Annotated in this window: 25 protein-coding genes; 15 read left to right on the top strand and 10 right to left on the bottom strand. The window is 68.3% G+C overall.

Translation table 11 applies throughout. The features are described 5' to 3' along the window. Positions 1-242: 242 nt before the first annotated feature. The 5 genes from ASF26_RS05805 (at position 243) to ASF26_RS05785 (ending at position 3303) form a co-directional block, all read left to right on the top strand. Complete coding sequence (locus ASF26_RS05805) at positions 243-716, top strand: hypothetical protein (RefSeq protein WP_056250718.1); 474 nt, start codon at positions 243-245, stop codon at positions 714-716. 42 nt (positions 717-758) lie between these two features. Then, the gene (locus ASF26_RS05800; RefSeq protein ID WP_056250715.1) at positions 759-1304 is read left to right on the top strand and encodes a hypothetical protein; all 546 of its coding nucleotides are present in this window, start codon (positions 759-761) and stop codon (positions 1302-1304) included. Between the two features lie 10 nt (positions 1305-1314). Beyond that, complete coding sequence (gene kdsA, locus ASF26_RS05795) at positions 1315-2172, top strand: 3-deoxy-8-phosphooctulonate synthase (protein WP_056250713.1); 858 nt, start codon at positions 1315-1317, stop codon at positions 2170-2172. Between the two features lie 104 nt (positions 2173-2276). Next, positions 2277-2630, top strand: a complete 354-nt coding sequence (locus tag ASF26_RS05790) for a hypothetical protein (RefSeq protein ID WP_056250711.1) — start codon at positions 2277-2279, stop codon at positions 2628-2630. A 154-nt stretch (positions 2631-2784) separates the two neighbouring features. Then, the gene (locus ASF26_RS05785; RefSeq protein WP_056250710.1) at positions 2785-3303 is read left to right on the top strand and encodes a hypothetical protein; all 519 of its coding nucleotides are present in this window, start codon (positions 2785-2787) and stop codon (positions 3301-3303) included. A 24-nt stretch (positions 3304-3327) separates the two neighbouring features. Here ASF26_RS05785 and queF read toward each other — a convergent pair whose 3' ends face one another. After that, positions 3328-3795: a preQ(1) synthase gene (queF, locus tag ASF26_RS05780; protein ID WP_018043795.1), complete on the bottom strand. Its 468-nt coding sequence runs from the start codon at positions 3793-3795 to the stop codon at positions 3328-3330. A gap of 354 nt (positions 3796-4149) precedes the next feature. On the opposite strand from queF, the gene eno reads away from it, so the two are divergent. The 3 genes from eno to ASF26_RS05765 all read left to right on the top strand — a co-directional run bounded on the left by eno (position 4150) and on the right by ASF26_RS05765 (position 6787). Continuing rightward, positions 4150-5439 carry a phosphopyruvate hydratase gene (eno, locus tag ASF26_RS05775; protein ID WP_018043794.1) on the top strand — a complete coding sequence of 430 codons (1290 nt, stop codon included), beginning with the start codon at positions 4150-4152 and terminating at the stop codon, positions 5437-5439. Positions 5440-5603: 164 nt separating this feature from the next. Continuing rightward, a complete protein-coding gene (locus tag ASF26_RS05770; protein ID WP_056250708.1) occupies positions 5604-6020 on the top strand; it encodes a DUF393 domain-containing protein in 417 nt (138 codons plus the stop codon). Positions 6021-6130: 110 nt separating this feature from the next. Continuing rightward, a complete protein-coding gene (locus tag ASF26_RS05765) occupies positions 6131-6787 on the top strand; it encodes a DUF1345 domain-containing protein (protein ID WP_056250706.1) in 657 nt (218 codons plus the stop codon). Positions 6788-6801: 14 nt separating this feature from the next. On the opposite strand, the gene ASF26_RS05760 is transcribed toward ASF26_RS05765, so the two are convergent. The 6 genes from ASF26_RS05760 to ASF26_RS05735 form a co-directional block, all read right to left on the bottom strand. After that, entirely contained in the window at positions 6802-7683 is an 882-nt protein-coding gene (locus ASF26_RS05760; protein ID WP_056250704.1) for a WecB/TagA/CpsF family glycosyltransferase, read from the bottom strand. After that, positions 7680-9650, bottom strand: coding sequence for a GumC family protein (locus ASF26_RS05755; protein ID WP_056250703.1), 1971 nt, complete (start codon positions 9648-9650; stop codon positions 7680-7682). The genes ASF26_RS05760 and ASF26_RS05755 overlap by 4 nt, the downstream gene beginning before the upstream one ends. Before the next feature lie 324 nt (positions 9651-9974). Then, positions 9975-10853: a polysaccharide deacetylase family protein gene (locus ASF26_RS05750; RefSeq protein WP_056250701.1), complete on the bottom strand. Its 879-nt coding sequence runs from the start codon at positions 10851-10853 to the stop codon at positions 9975-9977. Next, positions 10850-11662, bottom strand: coding sequence for a class I SAM-dependent methyltransferase (locus ASF26_RS05745; RefSeq protein ID WP_056250698.1), 813 nt, complete (start codon positions 11660-11662; stop codon positions 10850-10852). Before ASF26_RS05745 ends, ASF26_RS05750 begins: the two co-directional genes overlap by 4 nt. A 258-nt stretch (positions 11663-11920) precedes the next feature. Next, the gene (locus ASF26_RS05740) at positions 11921-12901 is read right to left on the bottom strand and encodes a DUF6492 family protein (RefSeq protein WP_244475844.1); all 981 of its coding nucleotides are present in this window, start codon (positions 12899-12901) and stop codon (positions 11921-11923) included. Positions 12902-13001: 100 nt separating this feature from the next. Beyond that, complete coding sequence (locus ASF26_RS05735; protein ID WP_056250694.1) at positions 13002-14333, bottom strand: hypothetical protein; 1332 nt, start codon at positions 14331-14333, stop codon at positions 13002-13004. A gap of 269 nt (positions 14334-14602) precedes the next feature. Between ASF26_RS05735 and ASF26_RS05730 the strand changes: the two genes are divergently transcribed. Genes ASF26_RS05730 through ASF26_RS05720 form a run of 3 tightly spaced genes read left to right on the top strand, consistent with a single transcriptional unit; the run spans position 14603 to position 17995 of the window. After that, positions 14603-15682, top strand: a complete 1080-nt coding sequence (locus ASF26_RS05730) for an endo-1,4-beta-xylanase (RefSeq protein ID WP_056250692.1) — start codon at positions 14603-14605, stop codon at positions 15680-15682. Continuing rightward, positions 15682-16644: a glycosyltransferase family 2 protein gene (locus ASF26_RS05725; RefSeq protein ID WP_056250689.1), complete on the top strand. Its 963-nt coding sequence runs from the start codon at positions 15682-15684 to the stop codon at positions 16642-16644. Before ASF26_RS05730 ends, ASF26_RS05725 begins: the two co-directional genes overlap by 1 nt. Positions 16645-16657: 13 nt before the next feature. Continuing rightward, the gene (locus tag ASF26_RS05720) at positions 16658-17995 is read left to right on the top strand and encodes an O-antigen ligase (protein ID WP_056250687.1); all 1338 of its coding nucleotides are present in this window, start codon (positions 16658-16660) and stop codon (positions 17993-17995) included. A gap of 26 nt (positions 17996-18021) precedes the next feature. On the opposite strand, the gene ASF26_RS22545 is transcribed toward ASF26_RS05720, so the two are convergent. Together ASF26_RS22545 and ASF26_RS05715 are read right to left on the bottom strand one after the other, a co-directional pair. Further along, positions 18022-18183, bottom strand: a complete 162-nt coding sequence (locus ASF26_RS22545) for a hypothetical protein (RefSeq protein ID WP_018043782.1) — start codon at positions 18181-18183, stop codon at positions 18022-18024. Positions 18184-18241: 58 nt separating this feature from the next. Further along, a complete protein-coding gene (locus tag ASF26_RS05715) occupies positions 18242-19354 on the bottom strand; it encodes a hypothetical protein (RefSeq protein ID WP_244475843.1) in 1113 nt (370 codons plus the stop codon). A 295-nt stretch (positions 19355-19649) separates the two neighbouring features. Here ASF26_RS05715 and ASF26_RS05710 point away from each other — a divergent pair, with 295 nt between their 5' ends. The 3 genes from ASF26_RS05710 (at position 19650) to ASF26_RS05700 (ending at position 23215) form a co-directional block, all read left to right on the top strand. After that, the gene (locus ASF26_RS05710) at positions 19650-20582 is read left to right on the top strand and encodes a hypothetical protein (protein ID WP_056250683.1); all 933 of its coding nucleotides are present in this window, start codon (positions 19650-19652) and stop codon (positions 20580-20582) included. A 107-nt stretch (positions 20583-20689) separates the two neighbouring features. Then, the gene (locus ASF26_RS05705; protein ID WP_244475842.1) at positions 20690-21769 is read left to right on the top strand and encodes a GNAT family N-acetyltransferase; all 1080 of its coding nucleotides are present in this window, start codon (positions 20690-20692) and stop codon (positions 21767-21769) included. A 117-nt stretch (positions 21770-21886) separates the two neighbouring features. Further along, entirely contained in the window at positions 21887-23215 is a 1329-nt protein-coding gene (locus ASF26_RS05700) for an LLM class flavin-dependent oxidoreductase (protein WP_056250679.1), read from the top strand. A gap of 42 nt (positions 23216-23257) precedes the next feature. On the opposite strand, the gene ASF26_RS05695 is transcribed toward ASF26_RS05700, so the two are convergent. Then, on the bottom strand, positions 23258-23761 hold the full coding sequence (locus ASF26_RS05695; protein WP_018043776.1) for a ferritin-like domain-containing protein: 504 nt from the start codon (positions 23759-23761) through the stop codon (positions 23258-23260). 570 nt (positions 23762-24331) lie between these two features. Here ASF26_RS05695 and ASF26_RS22540 point away from each other — a divergent pair. Further along, entirely contained in the window at positions 24332-24469 is a 138-nt protein-coding gene (locus tag ASF26_RS22540; protein WP_156462881.1) for a hypothetical protein, read from the top strand. Positions 24470-24513: the final 44 nt, after the last annotated feature.

Genomic DNA, 24513 nt, shown 5'->3' with positions numbered 1-24513 from the left:
CACCCGCTCGGCGGCCCGACGGTGACAAGTCCGGCCGCCTCTCAGACGGCCTTTCCATCAGCGCCGGCCCGTTCGTTCGGGCCGGCGCTTCGCGTGACGGCATCCAAGGCCGACGGGACCGAATCTTGCTTCGAGCGCCGAGGTGCCTTCGCGCACGCCGAGGCCGGATCCTGTCGCAATCCAGAGACATGACGGAGCGAGGCTGCGGGTCTCCTGATGCGAGCACGGAGGGGGAGAATCCGATGCAGGTTGTGAAGCGGTTGTTGATGGCCGGCCTGCCGCTTGCGGCCCTCGCCTCGACGATGGCGGCGACAGGGCCTGCCCGCGCCAAGTCCGTGGCGGCGAAACCGGTCTGGGCCACGGGAACCTTCGTCTTCGCGGATCTCTGCACGGCCACCGAGAGCGGCGAGCGGGCAGGGCGGCGAATCACACTCAGGCGCTTTCCCACCGGCGACGTGCTGATCTACGAGACCGCATCCCAGTCGGCGCAGGCCGAGAGCCTCACCCTCGACGACGACACCAAGACCTTGTCGTTCCTCGTAGGCGGCGAACGGGGCAACGTCGCCTTCCGTGGCACCCTGGCGACGGATGCGCTGGTGGGCACGGTGGAAGACGAGACGGGCGCCTATCCGTTACGACTGCGCCGGGTCCTCCGCTCGCACGCCCACGAGGCCTGTCCCCCGGATGTGACGGGATCGATCGGAACGCGACGCTGAGATCGTTGGGCTCGAGCGGCGGCCTGCTTTAGGATCGGGCCCATGAAAGCCCGATCCCTTCCATCCATCGCCTGCCTCCTGACCGCCATCCTCCTGCCCTCGACACCGGATCCGGCGAGGGCGACGGAATCCTGCGACCGGCTCACCGCGCGGATGATCCGGGCCACCGGCGCGTCGCTGACAGGGCGCGAGGCGTCGCTCGCCGTGTTCCGCGCCGAGGATGCGAATCGCATGAGCCTCGATTGCCGGGCTCCGGCGCGGATGGCGTTCGGGTCGCGCGACCCTGAGCCGGCCGGCGCCTATTTCATCCTGATCGGGCTGGCGGCGGAAGGGCTGACCGGCGCGAGGGCCGGCATGGTCGAGATCCTGGCCCGCACGCTTCATCGGGATTCCCGCCTCACGGGGATGGCGCAGGCGGGACGGGCAGGGAATGCGGCCCTGCGATGCGAGACGAGCGGGCAGGGGCTCGCCGACACGCTCGGTCTGGTTGGCGCAGCGCCCGACCTCACCCGCTGCATGCTCACCCGGCATGGTCGGACGATCCTTCGCCGTCGCGCCGGTCTTTTCGACGGGGCTCAGGCGGGCTAGACCGGGCGCCATGTCCGAACCCGCTCGCTCACCCGCCGGTCCCGTCGTGATGGCGGGGTCCACCGCCTTCGCCAACCATCTACCCTTCGCGCTCATCGCCGGCCCGTGCCAGCTCGAGAGCCGCGACCACGCCATCGAGATCGCCGACGCACTCAAGGGCATGACCGACCACCTCGGGATCGGCATGGTGTTCAAGGGCTCGTTCGACAAGGCCAACCGGACCTCGGGCTCCACCGCGCGCGGTCTCGGCCTCGCCGGGGCGCTGCCGATCTTCGCCGAGATCAAGGAGCGCTTCGGCCTGCCCGTCCTCACCGACGTCCATGAGGCGGCCCAGTGCGCGCCGGCGGCGGAGGTCATCGACGTCCTCCAGATCCCGGCCTTCCTGTGCCGGCAGACCGACCTGCTCCTGGCGGCCGCCGCCACGGGCCGCGTGGTGAACGTGAAGAAGGGCCAGTTCCTCGCCCCCTGGGACATGGCCCACGTGGCTGCCAAGGTGACGAATGCCGGCAACCCGAACGTCCTTGTCACCGAGCGCGGCGCCTCCTTCGGCTACAATACGCTGGTCTCCGACATGCGCAGCCTGCCGATCATGGCACAGGTCACGCACGGTGCCCCCGTCGTGTTCGACGCGACCCATTCGGTGCAGCAGCCGGGCGGGCAGGGTGCCACCTCCGGCGGGCAGCGCGAGTTCGTGGCGGTGCTGGCCCGCGCCGCCGTGGCGGTGGGGGTCGCCGGCCTGTTCATCGAGACCCATCCCGATCCGGATCATGCTCCGTCGGACGGCCCCAACATGGTTCCTCTCCGGGCGATGCCGGCGTTACTGGAGACCTTGCAGGCTTTCGATCGCCTAGCGAAGTCCAGCCGCTGACCGAGACTCGTCACCCGGACTCGTTCGTACCGCCATGACAATGGAACCAACCCGTTTTCATCCCGTTGTCATCACTTGAATGTGACAACGATTTGAGGAGCCCCATGCGCAAGTTCGCACTGATCACGGCCGTCACCCTTTCCCTCGGCGCCATGGCTGCCGGAACGGCGGCGGAAGCCCGCCCCGGACACGGTCATGGCTATGGTCGCGGCGGCCATGGTGGTTACGCCCACGGTGGCTACGGCCATCGCGGTTATGGACATCGTGGGTATGGCAGCCGCGGTTACGCCTACGGTGGTGGCCATCGTCGTGGCATCGGAACCGGTGCCGCAGTCGGCCTGGGCATCGCGGGCCTGGCAGCCGGCGCCATCGCGGCCGGAGCCGCGCGGGATTCCTATTACAACAACGGTTATGGTCGCCCGGCTTATGGTCGGCCCGCCTACGGCTACGGCTACTGAGCCGACACACCCGAAACTTCGTGCGAGAAGGGCGGCCGGTTTTTACCGGCCGTCTTTTTTTTGTGTTCCGATCCCGGCCGCATGGCCGGGTGGTTGCGGGATGGGCCGCACGGTTGCATGGAGGCCCCGTTTCGAACAGGTGGGGACCCGCGCAATGCCGATCATCGCAGCCGTCTTCGGCGCCCTCGTCGCCGGACTGGTCTATTGGATCAAGTACGGCAACGGGATGGAGCATATCGACAACGCGGTGCGAGACTGGCGCGGCACCCGCCGCCGGATGGCGAGCGAACGGCAGATCCGCTCCGCACCCCTGCGCTCCCTCCGCCATCCCGCCGATGCGGCCGGCGTCCTGATGGAAATGGTCGCCCGTCTCCGTGGCGTACCGACGCCCGAGCAGGAGGCCGTCATCACGGCGCAGATGCGCGGCATCGTGGAGGCCGGGGACGACCTCGATGCCCGGATGGTGTTCGTCCGCCACGCCGCCGCGCAGGCTCCCGATACGACGCTGGCCATCAAGGTCCTGGCGCCAATCCTGCACGATGCCCTGAGTTTCGCGGAGCGAGACCATTTCGCCGACATGCTCCGGACGGTCGCGGAGGTCCATCAAGGTCCCACCGAGGCACAGGAACGCCTGATCGACGAGATCGTCCGCGCCGTCGCCGAAGATCGGTGAGGCAGGATGCGGCTTCGCCGAGGCTCAGCCGCGGCCGCGATAGGGCGCGATCCCCTGGTCCGGCAGCCAGATGGCTTTCGGCGGCTCGCCGGTCTGCCAGAACACGTCGATGGGGATGCCGCCGCGCGCGTTCCAGTAGCCGCCGATGCGGAAGTACCGGGGCTTGAGCAGGTCGACGAGGGTGAGGCCGATGCCCACGGTGCAATCCTCGTGGAAGGCGCCGTGATTGCGGAACGCGCCGAGATAGAGCTTCAGCGATTTCGATTCCACGAGCCAGAGGTCGGGCACGTAGTCGATCATCAGGATGCCGAAATCGGGCTGGCCGGTGACCGGGCAGATCGATGTGAATTCCGGCGCGGTGAAACGCGCGAGGTAATCGGTCTTGGGATGCGGATTCGGCACCCGGTCCAGGCGCGCCGCCTCCGGAGAGGCGGGCAGGGGGGTGGCCTGGCCGAGTTGCAGGCCGTCGGAGGAGGGGGGCGGGCTGGTCATGTCCGCCGCTATAGCGCACCGGTCGCGGCAAGGGAACGTGTCGCCTCGATTCCCCGTATGAAATCAAGGGCGTAGACGCGGCCGGCGAAGTCCGGCCCTTCGCCCGCCGCATGGCCTCGCGGGATGGCCCGAACGGACCGCTTCAGAAATTCTCGTGCGCGCCGCAAAGATTTGTCACGGTCCCAAGCCCTCCGCGCACAGGGGGACGCTTGCCGGACGCGGCGTGTTGACGGATAAGCCTGCCCTGGATCAGACCGGTTCCGCTGGCTCATCCCTCGGTTGAGGGGTTCCCGCGGGATCATGACGGCTCGGGCGAGCGCCCGCCGCACCACATCTTGAGAGCTAGGGGCACGCATGACCGCGATCACCAACATCGCCGCCCGCGAGATCCTCGACAGCCGGGGCAACCCGACCATCGAGGTGGACGTCCTGCTGGAGGACGGCTCCTTCGGCCGTGCCGCCGTGCCGTCGGGCGCCTCCACCGGCGCCCACGAGGCGATGGAGCTGCGCGACGGCGACAAGGGACGCTATGGCGGCAAGGGCGTGCGCAAGGCGGTGGCCGCGGTCCGCGGCGACATCCTCGACGCCATCGGCGGCATGGATGCCGAGGACCAGATCGCCGTCGACGAGGCGATGATCGAGCTCGACGGCACCCCCAACAAGGCGCGGCTGGGCGCCAACGCCATCCTCGGCGTCTCGCTCGCCGTGGCCAAGGCCGCCGCCGAGACCGCCGGCCTGCCGCTCTACCGCTACGTCGGCGGAACCCAGGGGCGGGTGCTGCCGGTGCCGATGATGAACATCATCAACGGCGGCGCGCATGCCGACAACCCGATCGACTTCCAGGAATTCATGATCATGCCGGTGGGCGCCTCCTCGCTCGCCGAGGCGGTGCGCATGGGCGCCGAGGTGTTCCACACCCTCAAGGGCGCGCTCAAGAAGGCCGGCCACAACACCAATGTCGGCGACGAGGGCGGTTTCGCCCCCAACCTCCCCTCGGCCGAGGCCGGGCTCGACTTCGTGATGGAATCGATCCAGGCGGCCGGCTTCAAGCCCGGCACCGACATCGTGCTGGCGCTGGACTGCGCCGCCACGGAGTTCTTCAAGGACGGCGCCTACCATTACGAGGGCGAGGGCCAGACCCGCTCGATCGAGGCCCAGGTCGATTACCTCGCCAAGCTCGTGGATTCCTACCCGATCCTGTCCATCGAGGACGGGATGTCCGAGGACGACTGGGCCGGCTGGAAGCTCCTGACCGAGAAGGTCGGCAACCGCTGCCAGCTCGTGGGCGACGACCTGTTCGTCACCAACGTCACCCGCCTGTCGCGCGGCATCGCGGAGAACACCGCCAACTCGATCCTGGTGAAGGTCAACCAGATCGGCACCCTCACCGAGACGCTGGCCGCCGTCGATATGGCGCAGCGCGCCGGCTACACCGCCGTGATGTCGCATCGTTCGGGCGAGACCGAGGATTCCACCATCGCGGATCTCGCTGTCGCCACCAATTGCGGACAGATCAAGACCGGCTCGCTCGCCCGCTCGGACAGATTGGCCAAGTACAACCAGCTCATCCGCATCGAGGAAGGCCTCGGCGCGCAGGGTCGCTACGCCGGCAAGGCCGCGCTCAAGGCCTTCGCCGCCCGCTGACCCGCGGGGGGCATCCCGAAACACGGGTGCCTCTCCGACATCACATCGAAAGACGGCCACACCTCCGCTTCCATCGAGGCTGTGGCCGTTTCGCGTGTATCGGCGTTGTCCCCGGACACGGTCTCCCTCTCTGGAGCCGATGAAGAGGGACGGTACCGCCCACCATGACCCCACCCGCCGCACTGACCGTCTATTACGACGGGGCCTGTCCGCTCTGTTCCGCCGAGATCCGGACCTACCGGCGTAGCCGCGGGGCCGAACGCCTCGCCTTCGTCGACGTCAGCGGCGACGACGCCCCCGCCACGCTCGGCCCCGATCTCAGCCGCGAAGCCGCGCGGGCGCGTTTCCACGTCCGGGACGATCAGGGCCGCCTCGCCTCCGGGGCGTCGGGCTTCATCCGGCTCTGGCGCGAGTTGCCCGGCTGGGGCTGGCTCGCGACCCTCGCGAGTCTGCCCGGCATGCCGATCCTGGCCGAGGCCGCCTATCGCGGGTTCCTGCCCCTGCGCCCTCATCTCGCCAGGCTGTTCTCCCGGTACTCGGGGACCTCCTGCGACACCGCCTGCCGCCCACCCAAGGCGTGATACCGGGCCCTCCGCCGGGTCCCAGTGAGCGCACCTCTTCTCACGGGGATGCGATGACCGCTCGGCGCGATCCGGCGTTATAGCCGGGGGCCGGAGCGCGAGGCCCATCGATGCAGAACCCCTTCCAGGCCTTCCTGCTGCGCCCGCGGCTCCTCGGGGCGATCGTGTGCGCGGTGGTGCTGTCGGTGGCCCTGCCCTTCGCCTCGATCTGGACGCGCCTCCTCGTCGGCTGGTGCGTCGGCGTCGTCGTCTACACCGCCCTGGTGATCTGGCGGACCTCGTCCCTGTCGCAGGACTCCCTGCGCCGGGAGGCCTCGCGGCTCGACGACAGCGCTCCGGTGATCTCGCTCTTCGCCATCCTGGCAGGGCTCGCGAGTTGCGGCGCCGTGGCGATGCTGGTGATCGGAGGGCGGGAGCCGGATGCGCCGCGCCTCGCCCACTTCACCCTGGCGGTCATGACGATGCTCTGCGCCTGGGTCTTCGTGCAGGTGATCTTCACCGTGCATTACACTCACCTCTACTACGGCGAGGTCGAGACGGGCCGGCACCGCGGCGGCTTGGATTTTCCGGGGAACGAGGATCCGGATTTCTGGGACTTCCTCTACTTCTCCGTCACCATCGGGGCGACGTCACAGACCTCGGATACCGACATCACCAGCAAGACCTTCCGCCGGATCGTGACGGCACAGACCGTCTACGCCTACCTCTTCAACACCAGCGTCCTGGCCCTGGCGGTGAACATGGCCGCAGGCTTCGCGCAGCATTGAGCGCGGAGGAGGGGTCAGGCTCCCTTCGCCCGTCTCCCGACGAGATCGTCCTTCTCGGGCTCCGCCAGCACCATCGCCTCGCCGGTCTTGCCCTCGCCTTGCCGCGTGCGCCGACGGTCGCCGCTGCGCGTGAGCATGAGGTAGAGGGAGTGGGGATTGGTGAGACAGTATCGCCAGAACAGGCGCCGGGGTTCCTGCACCAGCCGCCAGAGCCATTCGAACCCGACCCGCTGGACCCAGGACGGTGCCCGGCTGCGGCTTCCGGAGAGGAAGTTGAACAGGCCGCCCGAGGTCTTGATCAGGGCGACGTTGCGCAGGAGCGGACCGTGATCCCGCACGAAGGCCTGCTCGCGCGGTACCCCCAGGGCGATCCAGAGAATGTCCGGCGCCAGGGCGTCGATCTCCGCGATCTTGTCCGTCAGCGCGTCGCCCGCGAGGTAGCCGTGGTGATGACCGACGATGCGCAGCGCCGGATACAGGCGCTGCGTCGTCGCCACCGCCGCGCGGTTCTCGTCCTCCGTGGCGCCGTAGAGATAGAAGGTCAGGCCCTCCGCGGCGGCCTTGCGGGCGACCTCGTGATAGAGGTCGGTGGTGGCGACCCGCACGGGCAGGGCCCGGTCGCCGACGACGCGTGACAGCGTCACCATCGGCTGTCCGTCGGCACTGATGAGATCGGCCATGTCCACCAGCCGCGCGAACTCGGCATCCCGTGCGTGCCGCGACATCACCTCACCGTTGGCCGAGGTGAAATAGAGGGGCGTTCCGGGTCTCGGATGGAGGCGCACGGCCTCGGCCATCCTATCCACGGTCTCCTGCATTCCCAGAGCCGCGATCGACATCCCGCCGAGAAAGGTCACGGGAACCTGCCCGAGGACCGCCCGGGACGGCGTCGTCATCGTCCCCCTCCCACCAGCGCAGCGGCGCCCGAAACGCTGAACGATGTGGTCGAGGCGCGCTTCCCCGCGGGACGCTTGGCCGAGGCGGGATTGTCGAACGACGGTGTCACGGCCTGTTCCGGTTCGTGGGGCGGCTTGAGTTCGGCGCGGGATTCGGGCTCGGGACGGATATGGGATCTGACCGGACGTGCCGGCTCCACGGGACGTGCCGGCTCCGCTCGCGCTACGGGTTCGACGGCCGGCTTGCTATCCGCCTCCTTCGCTCCGCCGCGAAAGAAGGCCATGGGCGATCGCCGGGGTGTGGGGAGATCGGCCGCGCGGAAGGCGCGGGGGGTCGCGGGGTTTCGGCTGTCCCTGGGGGCACGCGGCGGGACCGGCGCCTCGACCGAACGGGTCCGCGGGGCCGGCTCGGGCATGCGGGTCGGCTCGGGAGCGTGCTTGGCCCGCGGCACTTCCCTGGCCGGCGGGGCCTCCTCGGCTTGCGTCTGCTCGGGAGCCCGCGCTGCCGCGAAGGCCCGGGCCGGCCTCGACACGCGCTCCGGCCGGCCGAAACGCGCCCAGTCGTCGAGCAGGGCGAGGAACGCGCCGAGGCCGAGGCCCGCCAGGAGGCCCATCACCATCAGCGTGCGCGCCGGCGGCGGGAAGCTGCGCATGATCGGCTTCGTCGCCGCGGAGACGACACGAGCATTGCCCATGTCGAGATAGGCCTGCTGGCCGGTCTCGCGCGAGCGGGTGAGGAAGGCCTCGTAGACCGAGCGGCTGGCCTCGGCCTCCCGCTCGAGCTCGCGCAGGCGGATGGAGGCCTGGGCGAGACCGACCGTGCGGCCCTTGGCCTGGTCGAAGTTCTTCTCCAGGGCCGATGCGGTGGCCCGCGCCTTGGCGAGGTCGGTCTGGGCCGCCTGGGCGAAGCGGGCGACCTCCTGGTCGATGGAGCGCCGCGCCTGGGCGACCTGCTTGACCATGGAGGTGACGGCGGGATGGCGCGGCCCGAGTTCGTTGGTGAGTTCGGCCTGTCGACGGGTGAGTTCCGCGTATTGGCCGCGCAGGCCGGCCACGGTCTGCGAAGCGAGGACATCGTCCGTCGCCCCGGCATCCAGGCCGGCGCGGGCGATGCGCTGGCTCTGCTCGACGCGGGCCTGCGCCTCCACGACACGCGCGCGGGCGGCGGCGAGCTGCGCGTTGATCTGCGTCAGTTGCTGATCGCTGACGAGGGCGTCGCGGGTGCCCACGAGCCCGGTCTCGGCCCGGTAGGCCTGAACCCGGTTCTCGGCGGCGTTGAGGGCGTTGCGCAACTCGCCGAGGCGCGCGGTGAGGCCGGAATTGGCGCGGTTGGCCGCCTCCGTCCGGCTGGCGGCATCCTCGGCGAGGTAGGCCGCCACGACGGCATTGGCGAGGCGGGCGGCCTTCGCCGCGTCCCGAGACCAGACCGAGACGTCGATCACGTAGGTCCGGCCCGTCCGGCGCACGGAGAGGCGCTGCTGCAGCAGGGCGATCGCCGCATTCGCCTCGCCCTCGGCATCCGGCGGCGCGTCCGGGCTCCCGAGGCCCAGGGCGGCGGCGATCTTCGAGACCATCCCGCCGGACGCGCCCGCGAACTCGTCGTCCTTGGTGAGGCCGGTGGCATCGACGGCCCGGCGCAACACGCTGCTGGAGGTGATGAGGCGGGTCTGGCTCTCCACCACGCTCTGATAGGCGTTGGAATCCTGGCCGCCGGTGGTCAGCTCGCGGGAGACCAGGTTCAGGTCGCGCGGGTCGATGTAGATCTGCGCCTCGGCGGTGAAGCGCGGGGTCAGCATCTTTCCCACGGCGAGGCCGAGACCCGCCAGAACGAGGGCGCACGCGAGGATCCAGACGATACGACGGCGCAGGGCCGAGAACACGCCTCCGACGGACAGGCGATACGCGCTCCGCTCCGGCTCGGCCGCACCGGGCCTGCCGGATGCCGGGGGATCGTCGTAGACCAACATCAATCGCCTCCCAACATCGCGGAATTTCGACGGAAAACGGGGTCCGGCGCGCACCGGGATTGCCGACTGGACGATCCCGTTTCCATCCGCTCCTGTCCCGAGCCGGCACACTTCGCGGAGTGCGCGGCGGAATGCACGAGGGAATAGCAACTGCGAGTCCAGATTAGATTAAATTCTCAGTCGACCATCAATGAATGCGTCACGACGCGAAACGATGATGAATCACGTCTTTACGCGGCCCGACGGAAACGGATGCGACGTCTTGACGACATGGTGTCGTCACCACGCCGGACGGGACGGAAAGCCCCACGGATGCGGTCGGGATCACGGGTCGCGCGGGCCGCCCTCCGCGAGCCGCACCGAGACCTCGCTCGACGAACGGGATGCCTCCTCCATGGGGCACAGCTCCGCGGCGACACCACGCGCCCGCGCCATCCCTTGCGCGATCGAGACCACCGGAATGCCGCGCCGGCCGGCGGCCGCGAGGGTGGCCTCCAGCAGGCCGGGGGAGCAGCCATAGGGGCTCGCTCCCTCGGCGACGTCGTGACCGAAGAAGATGACCCAGCCGTTGCGGGCCACCGCCTCCTCCATCAGGCGGGCGAGGAGACCCGTGTCGAGGTAGCGGTCGAAGAGTGGGTTCGCGCGCAGGAAGTAGCGGTCGATGCGGCCGGTATTCAGGCCTGGCATGATGCTGCGGCCCGACCCGTAGGTCCGGCTCAGCACGCGCTTTGCGGCCAGCGACGCATAGCCGTAGGGAAAGGCGAAGTTCTCCAGCGTCAGTCCGGGCAGGAGGGCGGCGAATGCGTCCCGGTTGCGCCCCATATCCGCGGCGAAGTCCCGCGCGTCGAGGGTGGGAACGAGGCTGTGGTCATGGGTGTGGCAGCCGATCTCGTGCCCGCGGCGATGGATCTCCGCCAAGGCCTCGACCCCGGCGACCCGCCAATGCTCGGTGGCGGTGCCGAGGAGGGTGCGGGAGACGTAGAACGAGCCCTTGGCGCCATGGGCGTCAAGGAGGGCGGCCCCTGTGCTGCAGGCCGTGTCCGGCACGTCGTCGAAGGTGATGCTCACCATCGGGCCGGACAAACGGGGGAGCGCGGGCGCGGTCGGGACATGCCGCGACAGACGATGCGAGAGCCGCGCCCGCAGCGAGAGCCGGGCCTTGAGTTCGGTCGCGTCGCGATCGAGGATGGCGTCGGGGGTCATTGCGGCGTCGGATGCCCGGACCGCTTTTGCAGCACCAAGTGATAATCACCGCGCCGCAGATTGAAGCGCCGCCCCATCACCCTGTTCACCACATCGGTCACACCGTCGATGAAGGCGGCGAGGCGCGGACGACGTATCCGCATCTCCGCATAGCGCGGGCTCTCGTAGACGTGTTCGTAGATCGGCTCGAGCCCGAGGCGATCGAGGAACGGCTTCAGTCGGGCTGGCAGGACGAGTGGGTGATAATGGACCGGGAAGGGAGGTTCGCCCGGCTCGCCCGCCCGCTCGTGACCGCGGATATGGCGGTAAAACCAGACGTGGAACGAGTGCGGCGAATATTTCGTCACGAGGCCGGAGAGCGAGCGCGGATGCGGTGCGCCGATCAGTAGAAGGCCGCCGGGCTTCAGGCATTCGGCGAAGCGCTCCATCGCCGCGCCGACATCCGGCAGATGCTCGATGACGTTGTAGCTCGTCACGAGGTCGAAGGTCAGGGGCGTGAAGCGGTGGGCCTGGACATCGCCGCAGATCACCGTATCGGCATAGCCGTTGTTGCTCACCTGAGTCGGGTCGATATCGACCACGGTCACGCGGGAGCGGCGCAGCACCGAGACCGGAAGATAAGAGGATGCTCCGCCGCCAGCCTCGTAGACCGAGACCTCGCCCGCCGGAAGCCGCGCCTCAAGAATTTCGTGGACCTTCGCGAGGCTGAACCCGGCCTCGCCCGCCGGCATCTCCGTGTCATGGTGGAGGTCCTGCCGCCCGACCTGCCCCGCCATGGAGGTGATGTCGTCCTGTGCCGTGGCCTGCATACTCCGTCTCTATTCCGTCGTGATGGGGAGAGACGGGAGCGAGGACTTCTGCGAGGGCATGGGGGGAGAATCCGCCTTCCGGAAAGTGCGTCGACCGTGCTCCGACACATGACACGGCAAATCTTACTTTTCCAAGTACCGGGCGCGAGGAAACTTATTCGCGCCCCTGTCGATCGCCCTCATCATTCATCACCCGCGAGGGATTTGCCTCAGCGAGCGGTGTGCATCAGAAAGTGCGGGCGCAGGCGGAATGAGGCCTCAGGCCGCCTCCGTTCGTAGCTTGGAACGCTCTTCTCCGCCCTCGGCACGGAACGCGTCGATACTGGCGCGGATGGTGGCGAGCGGCGTCGATCCGAAGGACTGGATGCAGAAGGCCCGCTCCGTCGGGGTGGCGGCGTCCAGCATCGCCAGGATGTCGGCCCCGCTCAGGGCGTCGTCGTCCCAATGGGTCCGGCAGAAGCGCTGCGTCGTCACCGCATGCCGCGCCATCACCGAGGACGTGTTGGTGACGAAGGTGCCGTAGATCATGTATTCTGAAAAGTGGCGGTCCCGGCACAAAGCGGCGACCCAGCCACGGCCGGTCACCGCCTCGATCCGGTCGGTCATCGCGCGCGCCGTCGCCTGGTCCCAGATGATGATCTGGTCGATGTAATCGTCGGCGGGCACACTCTGGGGTTTGGTGCCAAGGAGCCGGCTCGCAGTGCCGAGCCATTGGATGTGGCGCGGCCGGTTGGCCACGACACCGCCGGGATGGACGTGGAACGGCGTCGGATTGGGCTCGGCCAAGGCGGCGAGGTCGAAGTCCCGGAAGAAGCAGACGTCGGAATCGATCAGGCAGTAGCGCGCCTCCGGCAGCCTGCGCGTGGCCTCGATCTTGACGATCTGCTGGATGTGCCAGCCGCTGACCGGCTTACCGAACGGCGTGAACCAGTAGCGGAGCCGGCGCCGACGCAGGTACGGGATCGGCTTGATCCACCAGGGCAGGAACTGCGACTGCGGCAGGATCCGCCGGTCGGGACGTGCAAAGCGCGCGAACAGCGCCACGTCCCTGTCGTCGACGAGGACGTAATGGCAGCCGCGCGACGCCGCGTGCCGATCGATGGTTTCGAACAGCAGGGCGCATCGCTCCAGATCGCCCCGGTGGCTGAGTGTGATCAGGCCCACCGTCTTGGATCGATCCTGCTCGGCCCGGTCCTGCCCCGCGGATGCGGCGGCACGGTCTCCGGTCTCGGCCTTCATGCCCATCTCCTTCGATCCGCCGCCCCTCATCGGGGGGACCCTGCGCCGGGAAGGGTGAAGGATTCCGTCATCGAAGGGCGCCTGTCTCGGGGTGTCGCGATCACGGTGCCGTGTTCCGCCACAGAAGACCGTAGAGTGTCAGGAAGGAGAACGCGTAGATCGCGACATAGATCGCGTTCAGCCACAGGCTCCACTGCGCCGGGTCGGGAAGCGCCGTGAGGAGCAGGGCGAAGCCCAGAGCCTTTAGGGCAATAAGGGTCGCGGTGACGCCGGCGCGCAACCCCATCCGACCGAAGGCGAAGAACAACTCGCCATGAAATTCGAGAAGATTGCGCACCGCCGGAACGGCGACGATGACGGTGAGCATGCCGTAGGCCGCCGACACGTTCGGGCCGAGAAGGTCGGGGCGGATGTGCAGGACAGCGACCATGAAGACGAGGGCGCCGGTCGAGACGACCGCTACCATCGCTTCCACCTTTAGAGATTTCCGTAAGGACGCCCGGGTGGCGCGGCCGGCCTGGATGAGCTGACGCGAATACATCATGAACATCGGCCGCAATGGCACACCGGTGAAATCGATGAGCCGCATCGAGATGGCGTAGATGCCCGCCATGCGCTCGCCGGCCAGCGTCAGGACGATGAGCTTGTCGATCTCGCCCTGGGCGAGGAACATGAAGTAGGAAGCGGCAAAGAGCAGTCCGTCGCGCAGCCGGCCCTTGAGCAGTGCTGCCCGGAACCGCATCCGCGTGCGCGGATGGAAGCGGATGGCGAGGACGACGACCGAGATCGCGTTGCCGACGAGATAGTAGACGGCCCAGGTTTCGGCATCGCCGCCGCCCGCAGCCCAGAACGCCACGGCGGCGGCGGCGCGGAAGCCGATGGGAAGCGACATCACCGTCGCCGCCGCGGCGTAGCGGCCGAGCCCGTTATTGACCTGAACCAGGAGCTCAATCTGGCGCCAGAGCGCCATCTCGACCACGATGATCGCGAGGTAGCCGGGCAGGGCGATCACGTTGCGGAACAGCAGGACGTAGAGGGCCAGCGAGAGGCCGAGCATGATCGGCAAGGCGAGCCCGAAACAGGCATAGTAGACGGCGAGATATCCTCCCATCGACGAGCGCCGGCCGGCGGCAGAGCGCATCACGAAGGATTGGAAGCCGAAGCCCGCCAGACAGCCGATCATCACGCCCGCCGCCGAGACGGAGGCGAAGACGCCCATCTCCGCGAGGCTCAGCGTGTTGGCGAGAACCAGGAAGTAGACCATTTGGAGCACGAGGCGCCCGCCGGCGCCGGCCAGGAGCTGGCCGTAGCCGATCAGCACGGTGCGGTGGGTCGACCATGCGCCGGCGACGAGGCGCAAGGGCGCGAGGCGTAGGGGCGCGAGGCGGCGTCCCGCGCCGGGTGTCGGATTTCGGGACGATTGGGCGGTCATGGCCGATGCATCCGCAGAGCCCGTGCCACAAAACGGGGCAGGAGAAGGGCCGGCCTCGCCCGAGGCGGGCGGGTCGGAACGAGACGCCGTCGAGTTTTGGCGTCTAAGGTGCACGGTTCGATCGCCGGGCGGCGGACGGCATGCCGCACCTATCGACCGTATCGGGACATCTATCATCTCATGTGCGGACCCGAACTTGCAAAATCCTTCGCCATGCCCCGGCGGAGTGTGCCGTTTTGGACGTCTCCCACCCTTTGCGAGGTTTCGGCATGAGGCAGGGCTTTCCCCATCGCCGGTCTATCCTCAAGGGAGTCCTGGGCGGCGTGCTCGGCGCGGGAGGCATCCTGCACGACAGTCCGGTCCTCGCCGGTCCGCGAAAGACGATCCCGTTTGGCGCCGCCGTCCGGGGGGACGCGCTCATGGCGGATGCCGGCTACGGTGCCGCCCTCGCGGAGAGGTGCCGCCTGCTGGTGCCGGAGGGCGCCCTGAAATGGCCGGTCCTGCGGCCGAACCGAGAGACGTTCGATTTCGGCGACGCCGACCGGATCGCCACCTTCGCCCGCCGCAACGGGCTCGGCCTGCGCGGCCACACCCTGGCCTGGTATGGCGGAATGCCGGCCTGGGCGGAGGCGATCACCAGCCGGGTCGAGGCGGAATGGGTGCTGACCGGCCATATCGAGACGGTGGTGTCCCGTTATCGCGGCTTCATCGGTTCGTGGGACGTGGTGAACGAGCCGATGCCCGACGATCCGGCCTCGCCGCAGGACCTGCGCCCCTTCGTCTGGACGAAGACTCTCGGGGCCGAATACATCCCGATCGCCTTCAAGGCCGCCCACGCGGCCGATCCCGCGGCCCGGCTCGTCCTCAACGAATACGACATCGAGTATGTCGGCCCGCGCTTCGCCATGCGGCGCGCCGGCATCCTCGCCATCGCGCGCTCCCTTCTCGACCGGGGCATCCCGATCCACGCCATCGGCCTGCAGGCTCACCTGTTCGCCGACCGGGAGATCGACCGGGACGGCCTTCAGGGCTTCCTGCGGGAGATCGCGGCGATGAAGCTCGACGTTCTGATCACCGAGCTCGACGTGATCGATGTCGGCCTGCCGACGGACGTCGCCATCCGCGACGAGATCATCGCGCGGAAAGCAGCCGACTTCCTGCGGATCGTGGATGAAGTGATACCACCGAGCGAGGTTCTTACCTGGGGCATTACGGATCGTTATACCTGGGTGCCGATATACTTCACCCGTCCCGACGGCACGGCGAACCGGCCGCTTCCGCTGGATTCCGACCTGAGGCCCAAGCCGCTGATGACCGTGATTGAGCGCTTCACCGGAAGCGCGTCGTGATGGCGCGCGCCAATCCTTTCGACGCGGTGGTCTGCGTCCCGACCTTCAAACGGCCGGAGCACCTCGTCCAGACCCTCGCCTCCCTGGCGCGCCAGCGGACCGGTCTCCGCTTCGCCGTCGTGGTGGTGGACAACGACGGCGCGTCGCAGGCCGGCTTGGCGGCCGCCGAAGCGGTGTTCGCGAAGGGACCGCTCCAGGGCCAATGCGTGGTCGAGCAGCGCCAGGGCAATTGCTCGGCGATCAACCGCGCCTTCACCACTGCCCTCACGGCCTATCCCGACACCCGTTATTTCCTGATGATCGACGACGACGAGCTGGCACAGCCCGACTGGCTGGAGCGCATGGTGGCCACGGCGCAGCGCACGGGGGTCGGCATCGTCGGCGGCCCGGTGATCCCGCGCTTCCAACCGGGAACACGGCCCGGCCTCGACACCCACCCCGCCTTCGCCCCCGCCTACGACAAGAGCGGGCCGGTTCCGATGATCTACGGCAGCGGCAATTGCCTGATCACGCGGCGCACCTTCGCGCTGATGGGAGCTCCGCCCTTCGACACGAGCTACAATTTCCTCGGCGGCGGCGACACCGACTTCTTCACCCGTGCCCGCCGCTCCGGCGTGACCTTCTACTGGGAGGCGGATGCGGTCATCACCGAGACGGTGCCTCTCGCCCGCACGCGGACGGGATGGCTCGCCGCACGCGGCCTGCGGATCGGCGCCATCAATTACCGGATCGAGCGCAAGCATGCGCAGGGCAGTCTGGGCCTCGTGACCCTGGCCGGCAAATCCTTCGCCATCTTCGGGGTCTCGTTCGGACGCGCCATCCTCAATCTGGCGCGGACACGGGAACCCACCATCGCCCTGCATCCGATCCTCGTAGCCCTCGGGCGCTGCTTCGCCGCCCTGGGCGTCGAGCCGCAGCCCTACCGCGCCAGCACCCCGCGCCTGCGGACGCGCGGGAGATGAAGGTGGCGGGTCGATGAAGACGGGGGCGATCGGAGTGCCGGCATCGGAGGCAGCGCCCGGCGGATGGCGCCGCCTGCAGGCGGTACTCGCGGACACGCCCGCCATCCTCATCGCGCGCAAGGTCGTCTTCCTCGCGGTCCTGCTGCTCAGCTGGATTTCGCTCAAACCGTTCCAGGATCTCAGCAATCCGGACGTCCTGGAACTCGCCACGGGGCGGGAGGGGCTCACCTATGCGGGCTTCGGCCTTCTCGCGCTGCTGTGCCTCGCCCTGACGCTCCCGGCTCACGCCAAAGCCTTGCGCGGCTTCGCCTCGCCCTGGTTCCTGGCGCTCGGAGCGTGGCTCGCCGTGAACGTCGTTCTGTCGCAGGATCCCGGGACGTCGGCCAAGCGCCTGACCCTCGCGGGCTCCGTGATGCTGGCGGCCGCCTGCCTGCCCCTGCTGGCGCGGTCGCGGACCGATCTGCGCAACCTCCTGGCCATTGCCTCCCTTCTGCTGCTGGGCGCCTGCTACCTCGGCATGCTGCTCGCGCCGGACCTCGCCATCCATCAGGCGAAGGACGTGGGGGAGCCCATGCTCGCGGGCAATTGGCGCGGCGTGTTCGGCCATAAGAACAGTGCGGCGGCGGTCATGGCCATGCTGGTCTTCATCGGCATCGCCGTGGCGCGTTCGGGGCTCGCGACGGTGGGCCTCGTCATCGTCGCCCTGTCGGTGCTGTTCCTCCTCGGCTCGGAAGGCAAGAGCGCGACGGCGCTCCTGGTGGCGGTGCTGGCGATCACGGGGCTGTTCGGCGTCATCCGTTCGTTCGCGGGCCGAATCCTCCTCACGCTGGTTCCGCTCTTCACGATCAACCTGTTCAGCGTCGGCACGGTGGTGAGCGAGCCCCTCGCCGCCGTCGTGCGGGCTCTGCCCGTGGATTCCACCTTCACCGGTCGGACCGATGTATGGCAGTTCGCCATCGAGGCCCTCACGGCGCGTCCGCTCACCGGCTACGGCTTCTCGGCATTCTGGAACAACGTCACCGTGCGCGCGGCGTCCGATGACGGGTCGAGCTGGGCCGGATACGCCTCGCACAGCCACAACAGCTATCTCGACACCGCCGTCACCCTGGGCCTGCCCGGCCTCGTTATCGTTCTCGCGATCTTCGTCGCCGCCCCCCTGCGGGACGTGATGAGGATCGAGGCGAACGGCCGGGCCGACCCGCTGGTGACGATCTTCGTACAGGTCTGGCTGTTCGGCCTGCTGCTCTCCTGCATGGAGAGCTTCTTCTTCGATGGAGGAGACCCGGTCTGGGTCACCTTCCTGATCTCCGTCTTCGGCCTGCGCTACCTCGCCCGTTTCCGCAGCGCGTGAGACGCCCCACGTTCGGGATGGCTCCCTCAGAACTCGATGATTCCGACGGCCCAGCCGCCGAGGGTCATCAGGAGGCCGCACCAGAGCACGGTCGCCACGCAGCCGACGACCAGCCCGCCGACCGCCCAGTGTCCGGACCAGCCGGACCTGCTCGTTTCCGGAACGCCGCTTGGGTCAGATTGGGTCATAACGCGTCTCCTTGCCCTTCGATCGCTGCGAAAGGGCAAGGTTCGCACCCTCGGACCGTCAGCCGAGGGCATCCCTAAGGCTACTGGCGGCATCGGCGAACCAGACCCGGCGATCGAGGGCGGGGGGCAGAGTCGGCCGTCCCGACGCGGCCAGGGCGAGGTCGGCATAGGCCTCCGGTCCGGCGCCGCCCGGGGCGAGGACGATGGCCCCGCCGGACAGGAGCGCACGGAAGCGCGGATGGTGATCGAACTCGTCCGAACGCACCGACTCGGTGACGATGACCGGGCGTCCGGCCTGGACGCAGGCCAGGATGCTGGCGCGGCGCGCGGTGAGCCCCTCGGGGAGGACGTAGACGAAGGCATCGACCTCGTCGAACAGGCCGAACAGCTCCTCGGGCGAGGCGACGTAGCCGGAGACCACCACGGTCTCGGCGAGGCCGAGTGCTGCGACCTTGTTCCGGAAAATGTCCTCGATTCCGTCCGAGGCGCGGATGAACGAACCGATGAAGACGACGAGCGGATCGGCGCCGCGGACCTTCAGGCTGGCGGCGATGTCGAGGATCGCCTCCGGCTGCTTGCCCGGATAGATCGAGCCGAAATGACCGACCACGAGACGGCCCTGCTCACGGGCGGCGCGCATCCGCTCGGACAGAGCGCTCGGCACGCTGATTTCGGGCCGCGTGATGTTCGGGGGCAGGGGCATCATCACCGCCCGCCGGGCGAGACGGCCGATCACCGGATCGGCGGCGAGCTCGTCCCGGACCTGGGGCGACAGGAGGACGATCGTGTCCGCGAGGAGGAGAAGCGGCCTCAGCACGAGCCGACGCAGGCGGTGCAGGCTGCCCCATTCGTGCAGGATCGCGACCCGTCGCCGGCCTTGCAGGAGCGCGATGGCGAAGGCGGAAGGCGGCCCGGAGAACGCCCGCTTCCAGGCGACCACGGGCAGGTTGGCGACGACCGCGCGGCTCTTCCCCACGGCGCGCCAGATCTGGCCGAGCGGCACGCGGCCCGGCGCGAGCACGAGGGTCTCCTGAGGCTGTCCCTGAAGCCCGAGCGCCTCCACCAGCTGGCCCGCGAAATCGCCGACGCCGCAGGGCGGATGCCCCGTTCCCATGAGATGGAGGCAAGGGGAGGGTGCCTTCGTCTCTCCCGGTCCAGGGCGTTGCGTCATGCGGCGAGATTCCGGAAGAGAACGTGACCGCGCGGTCCTAGCAGGCCGTCGCTTGCGAAAGGCTTTCGCCCGAACGGTTTAAAGCGCTCGATCCGCCCGCCGACGGCTCTTCGACGAGGAGCACGACAGCGTATTCACGCGGCCCGCGCAGAAATCCTGTCCCGGCGGCACCGCGAATGCAAAGATTCCATCTCAGTCGGATATGATGTCCGGAAATGGATCGGACCTGTCCCGCAGGGGGACCGACCCACCTCGTCTGAAGAGCAGCGGGACACGATACGGATTGACCGTAGCCATGAACGACCCGATCTTCACCTCCTGGGACGAGACCCACAGCGCCCTCTGGGGCCATCAGCCCCTGCGGCTCGAGCATCGGCTGCACCAATCCCCCCTGTTCTCGCGGGAGGCCCTGGCCGACCTGATCGACACCTATCCGCGCGACCAGTACAGCCTCGTCCATATGGGCGCGCCCGGTCAGCGCAAGTTCTGGCGCGAGGGCGAGACCGGGGGACTTCCCGGCGCGCAGGTGATCGAGTCCATCGCCCAAGGGCGGATGTGGCTCAACCTGCGCAATGTCGAGACCGTGGACCGGCGCTACAGCGACACGCTCGACGCCCTATTCGAGGAGCTGGCCCGGCGCGTTCCCGGCTTCTCGCCGGCGAAATCCACCTGCGGCATCCTGATCTCGTCACCCAACGCCCAGGTCTATTATCATGCCGACCTGCCGGGGCAGCACCTGTGGCAGATCATCGGCGCCAAGCGGGTCTACGTCTATCCCTCGACCCCGCCCTTCGTGACGCCGAGGCATCTCGAGGACATCGCCCTGTTCGATGTGGAGGTCGATATGCCCTACGCGCCCTGGTACGACGCCCATGCCCAGGTGATGGAGCTGTCGCCCGGCCAGATGCTGAGCTGGCCCCTCAACGCGCCGCACCGGGTCGAGAACCTCGACTGCCTCAACGTGTCGATGACGGTCTCCTTCGTGGACGAGCCGATCCGCCGCAAGCAGATCGTCAACCTCGCCAATGGCATGCTGCGCCATCGCTTCGGCCGCGAGCCGGCGAGCCACGCCATCACCGGGCCGGGCTACTGGTCCAAAGCGGTGATGCAGAAGCTGCTGCGCAACAGTGATTGGGTGAAGAAGGAGCGCGCTGCCCGCCGCGCCGTTGATTTCCGCCTCGATGCGGCCCGACCGGGCCAGATCCTCGAACTCTCCGCTCCGGCGTGAGCGGGACGGCGCTCCCGGCCCATCGCCGGGGCATCGCGCCATCGGGAACTGGTGCGTCGGGAGCGCGACGCTATGATGTGGCGGTCGCATCCGACTGGACGGAGTGCGTGCCCGGATGGACGGGTGCGCCGACGCCGTTCCAGGATCCGGTCTGGATCGAGACCTGGTATGAATCGCTCCACGCCCGCGCGGGGCTGACGCCCCTCCTGGTGACGGCGCGGGACAGGGCGACGGGCGCGCTCGCGCTGCATCTTCCCCTCGTGATCGACGAGACGGGGACCCGCCGCATCATCGCCTTCGCCGATCTCGGCCTCACCGATTACAACGCGCCGCTCCTCGGCCCAGCGGCTCCGAGAGACCATGCCGGCGCCCTGGAGCTTTGGCGGGCGATCCGCTCCGCGCTGCCCCGCGCCGACCTTCTCTCCCTGCGCAAGATGCCGGCGACCTTGGCCGACGGACCCAATCCGCTGTCTCTCCTCAGGGGCGTGTGCCCGTGCCCGCTCAACGGCAACGAGGTCAGGACGGGCGAGGACTGGGATGCCTATCATCGCAGCCTCGCCAAGACCGTGCGCAAGGAACTGGAGCGAAGCTGGCGGGTGTTCTCCCGCGAGCCCGAGACGGATTTCCGCATCGTCACCGACCAAGACGAGGCCCAGCGGGTCCTGAAGGTGATGGCGCGCCAGCAGGAGGCGCGCATGCGCAGCCTCGGCGCCGATTACCGCCTCGACGAGGCCGAGTTCGACGCGTTCTACCGTCGCCTGGTCGGACGGGGCCTCGGCCGCGGCTATGCCGTCGTCAGCGCCCTGATGGCGGGAGACGAGGTCGTCGCCGCGCTGCTCGGCATCCGCGATGCCGACACCTACGTCATGATCCGCATCAGCAATGCCGGGGAGGGGTGGTCGAACTGCTCGCCGGGCCGCCTCGTGATCGACAAGACCATGGAGGCCCTCCACCGAGAGGGCTGCCGCTCGTTCGATTTCAGCATCGGCGACTACGATTACAAACGCCGTTTCGGGGTCGAGCCCCTGCCGCTGGTGGACCTCGTCGCGCCGCTCGGCTGGCGCGGCCTGACGGGCGCGGCGCGGGCGAGGCTGGTCGCGACCCTGCGCCGCTATCCCGCCCTCGACAGGCGGGTGCGGGACGTCGCCTGCCGGGGCATCCTGCTCTGGCGCAAGCGCCGTTCGTGAGGGCGGCGGCTTCCCAGCATGGTCGTTGCCTAGCTCGGCAAAAACCAGAACCCTTTTCTCCCGCCGCTACTGTATTCCAACACCGTGCTTTCATCGGCCGGACGGAGACAGCCCCGCATGAGCCAACCTCGTCGCCTGCATCTCGGCGCCTTCATGCGGCCGATCGGCATCCACACCGCGTGGTGGCGCTATCCCGGCGGATATCCGGACGCGAATTTCAGCTTTCCCCATCTCAAGCGCTTCGCCCAGCGCCTGGAGGTGGCCAAGTTCGATGCGTTCTTCATGGCCGACCATCTGGCGGTGATGAACATGCCCATGGCCGCGCTGAAGCGCAGCGCCACCGTGACCTCCTTCGACCCGATGACCCTGCTGCCGGCCCTCGCCGCCGTCACCGAACGGATCGGGCTCATCGCCACGGCCTCCACCACCTATAACGAGCCCTATCATGTGGCCCGGAAGTTCGCCTCCCTCGACCATATCTCCAACGGCCGCGCCGGCTGGAACCTCGTCACCTCCGGCAACCCGGACGAGGCCCTGAATTTCGGCCGGGACGCCCATCTCGACCATGCGGTCCGGTATGCCCGCGCGCGGGAGTTCTTCGACGTGGTCACAGGCCTGTGGGATTCCTGGGCCGACGACGCCTTCATCCGCGACGTGGAGGAGGGGGTCTATTTCGACCCCGACAAACTCCATGTCCTCGACCATGCCGGCGAGTTCCTGAAGGTGAAGGGGCCGCTCAACATCGCCCGTCCCGTCCAGGGCTGGCCCGTGATCGTGCAGGCCGGCGCGTCGGAAGCGGGACGCCAGATCGCCGCCGAGACCGCCGAGATGGTGTTCGGCGCCGGCTCGAAACTCGCCGCTGCCCAGGACTTCTACGCCGACGTGAAAGGCAGGATGCCCGCCGCCGGCCGCGATCCCGACCATCTCAAGATCCTGCCCGGCGCCTTCATCGTCCTCGGCGAGACGCGCGACGAAGCCGAGGCCAAGAAGGCCCGGCTCGATGCGCTCGTGCCCACGGACAGCGGTATCGCCAACCTCTCGGTGCGCCTCGGCGTCGATGCCTCGGGCTTCGACCTCGACGCCCCCCTGCCCGATCTCCCGGAGACCAATGCCAGCAAGAGCGCCCAGGCCCAGATCGTCGGCTATGCCCGGAAGACCGGGGCCACGGTGCGCGAACTCGCCCAGCGGGTCGGCGGCTATGGTGGGCTCACCATGGTGGGGACGCCGGCCGAGGTGGCCGACCAGATGGAGGAATGGCTCGTGACGCGGGCCTGCGACGGGTTCAACGTCATGTTCCCCTTCGTGCCGGAAGGCCTCGACGACGTGGTCGATACCCTGGTGCCGGAACTCCAGGGGCGGGGCCTGTTCCGCACCGAATACGAAGGCACGACCTTGCGCGACCATCTCGGCCTGCCGCGCCCGGCCAACCAGTTCTTCCCGGCCTGACGGACGGGCCGCCCTCCGACCGGGGAGGGCGGCGTTCTCGGGTCAGGCGGCGCGGCGGTTGACCTGGCTCTCGGCCAAACGTGTCAGGCGCTCGTCGGTGGCGCGCTCCTCGTCCAGGGTCTGCTGCAGCACGCCAGCGCAATCGTCCCGGCCGAGCTGCTTGGCCCACGCCACGAGGGTGCCGTAGCGCGTGATCTCGTAATGCTCCACCGCCTGGGCGGAGGCGATGAGGGCGGCATCGAGAACCTGCTTGTCGCCGATCTCTCCGGAAACCTCGTTGGTCTCCTTGATGATGCCGTCGATGGCCGGGCAGGTCACCGCCTTCGGCGTATGGCCATGCATCTTGAAGACCCTCTCCAGGCGCTCGATCTGGCCTTCGGTTTCCTTGAGGTGCTTCTCGAACCCGCTCTTGAGTTCGGGAGCGGTCGCCTTGGCGATCATCTTCGGCAGCGCCTTGGTGATCTGATTCTCGGCGTAATAGATGTCCTGCAGGGTGTGCACGAACAGGTCGTCGAGAGTCTGGATGTCCTTGGTGAAAATGCCCATGGCTCGTTCCTCCGTGAGTGAATTCGTGACGCATCGGACAGGCCGCGGCGCGCTTTCATCGACGATGACCTGGATCGTGACCCCGCAACTATTTGCGCACGGCAAAGCTCGATCCAGGTGACATCATGATTTCGTCGCGCGCTTGCTAGGACGGATCAAGAGATTCACGCCGCGATGGTTCCGGACGACATGAGGCGGCGGAGGTCGGGATTCGTCTCGCCGCGGCGATGGACCGCGCCCCTCTCACGGACGTCGGGCGCCGGGCCGGAGAACCGGATCGGCCCGGGGCAGGGGATCGCCTGAGGACCCGAGCCGCGGCAGTGCACCATCATTCTTTGCGTGAAACAAATTAAGGCATGCTCGAATTACCGGCATGTACTGTTTTTCGTACGTTTAGCCGGTGCAAATATCAGACACTGCTCATATCATCACGAGACGTCGGGGGCATGAACGCCCAGCAGCCATCGGAGACGTCGAACCATGACTTTGAGCGCACCTCGGAATTCGGCCGAAATCTTCACTTTCGTGCCCAGAAAGGACGCATCACCCGCACGTGCCTATTCGACAGGCATGCGGAAGGGCATCAATGCCGTGGTGGACCTCGTAGGGCGCATTGCGCAGCCGACGGCGTTGCCCAGGATGGATTTCGGCGACAGCTGGTACCATGCCGAGGCGATCCTGGAGGATGGGCGCAGCCGGAAGCTCTGACGGGCGCGACGCAGCACGGGACATGGTATCGCTCCGGGACCGGA

It is taken from the genome of Methylobacterium sp. Leaf93 (assembly GCF_001422345.1).
In the GTDB taxonomy this organism is placed as follows: domain Bacteria; phylum Pseudomonadota; class Alphaproteobacteria; order Rhizobiales; family Beijerinckiaceae; genus Methylobacterium; species Methylobacterium bullatum.
Note: the sequence above shows the minus strand (reverse complement) of the source record. Positions and strands in the feature narration are given on the sequence as shown.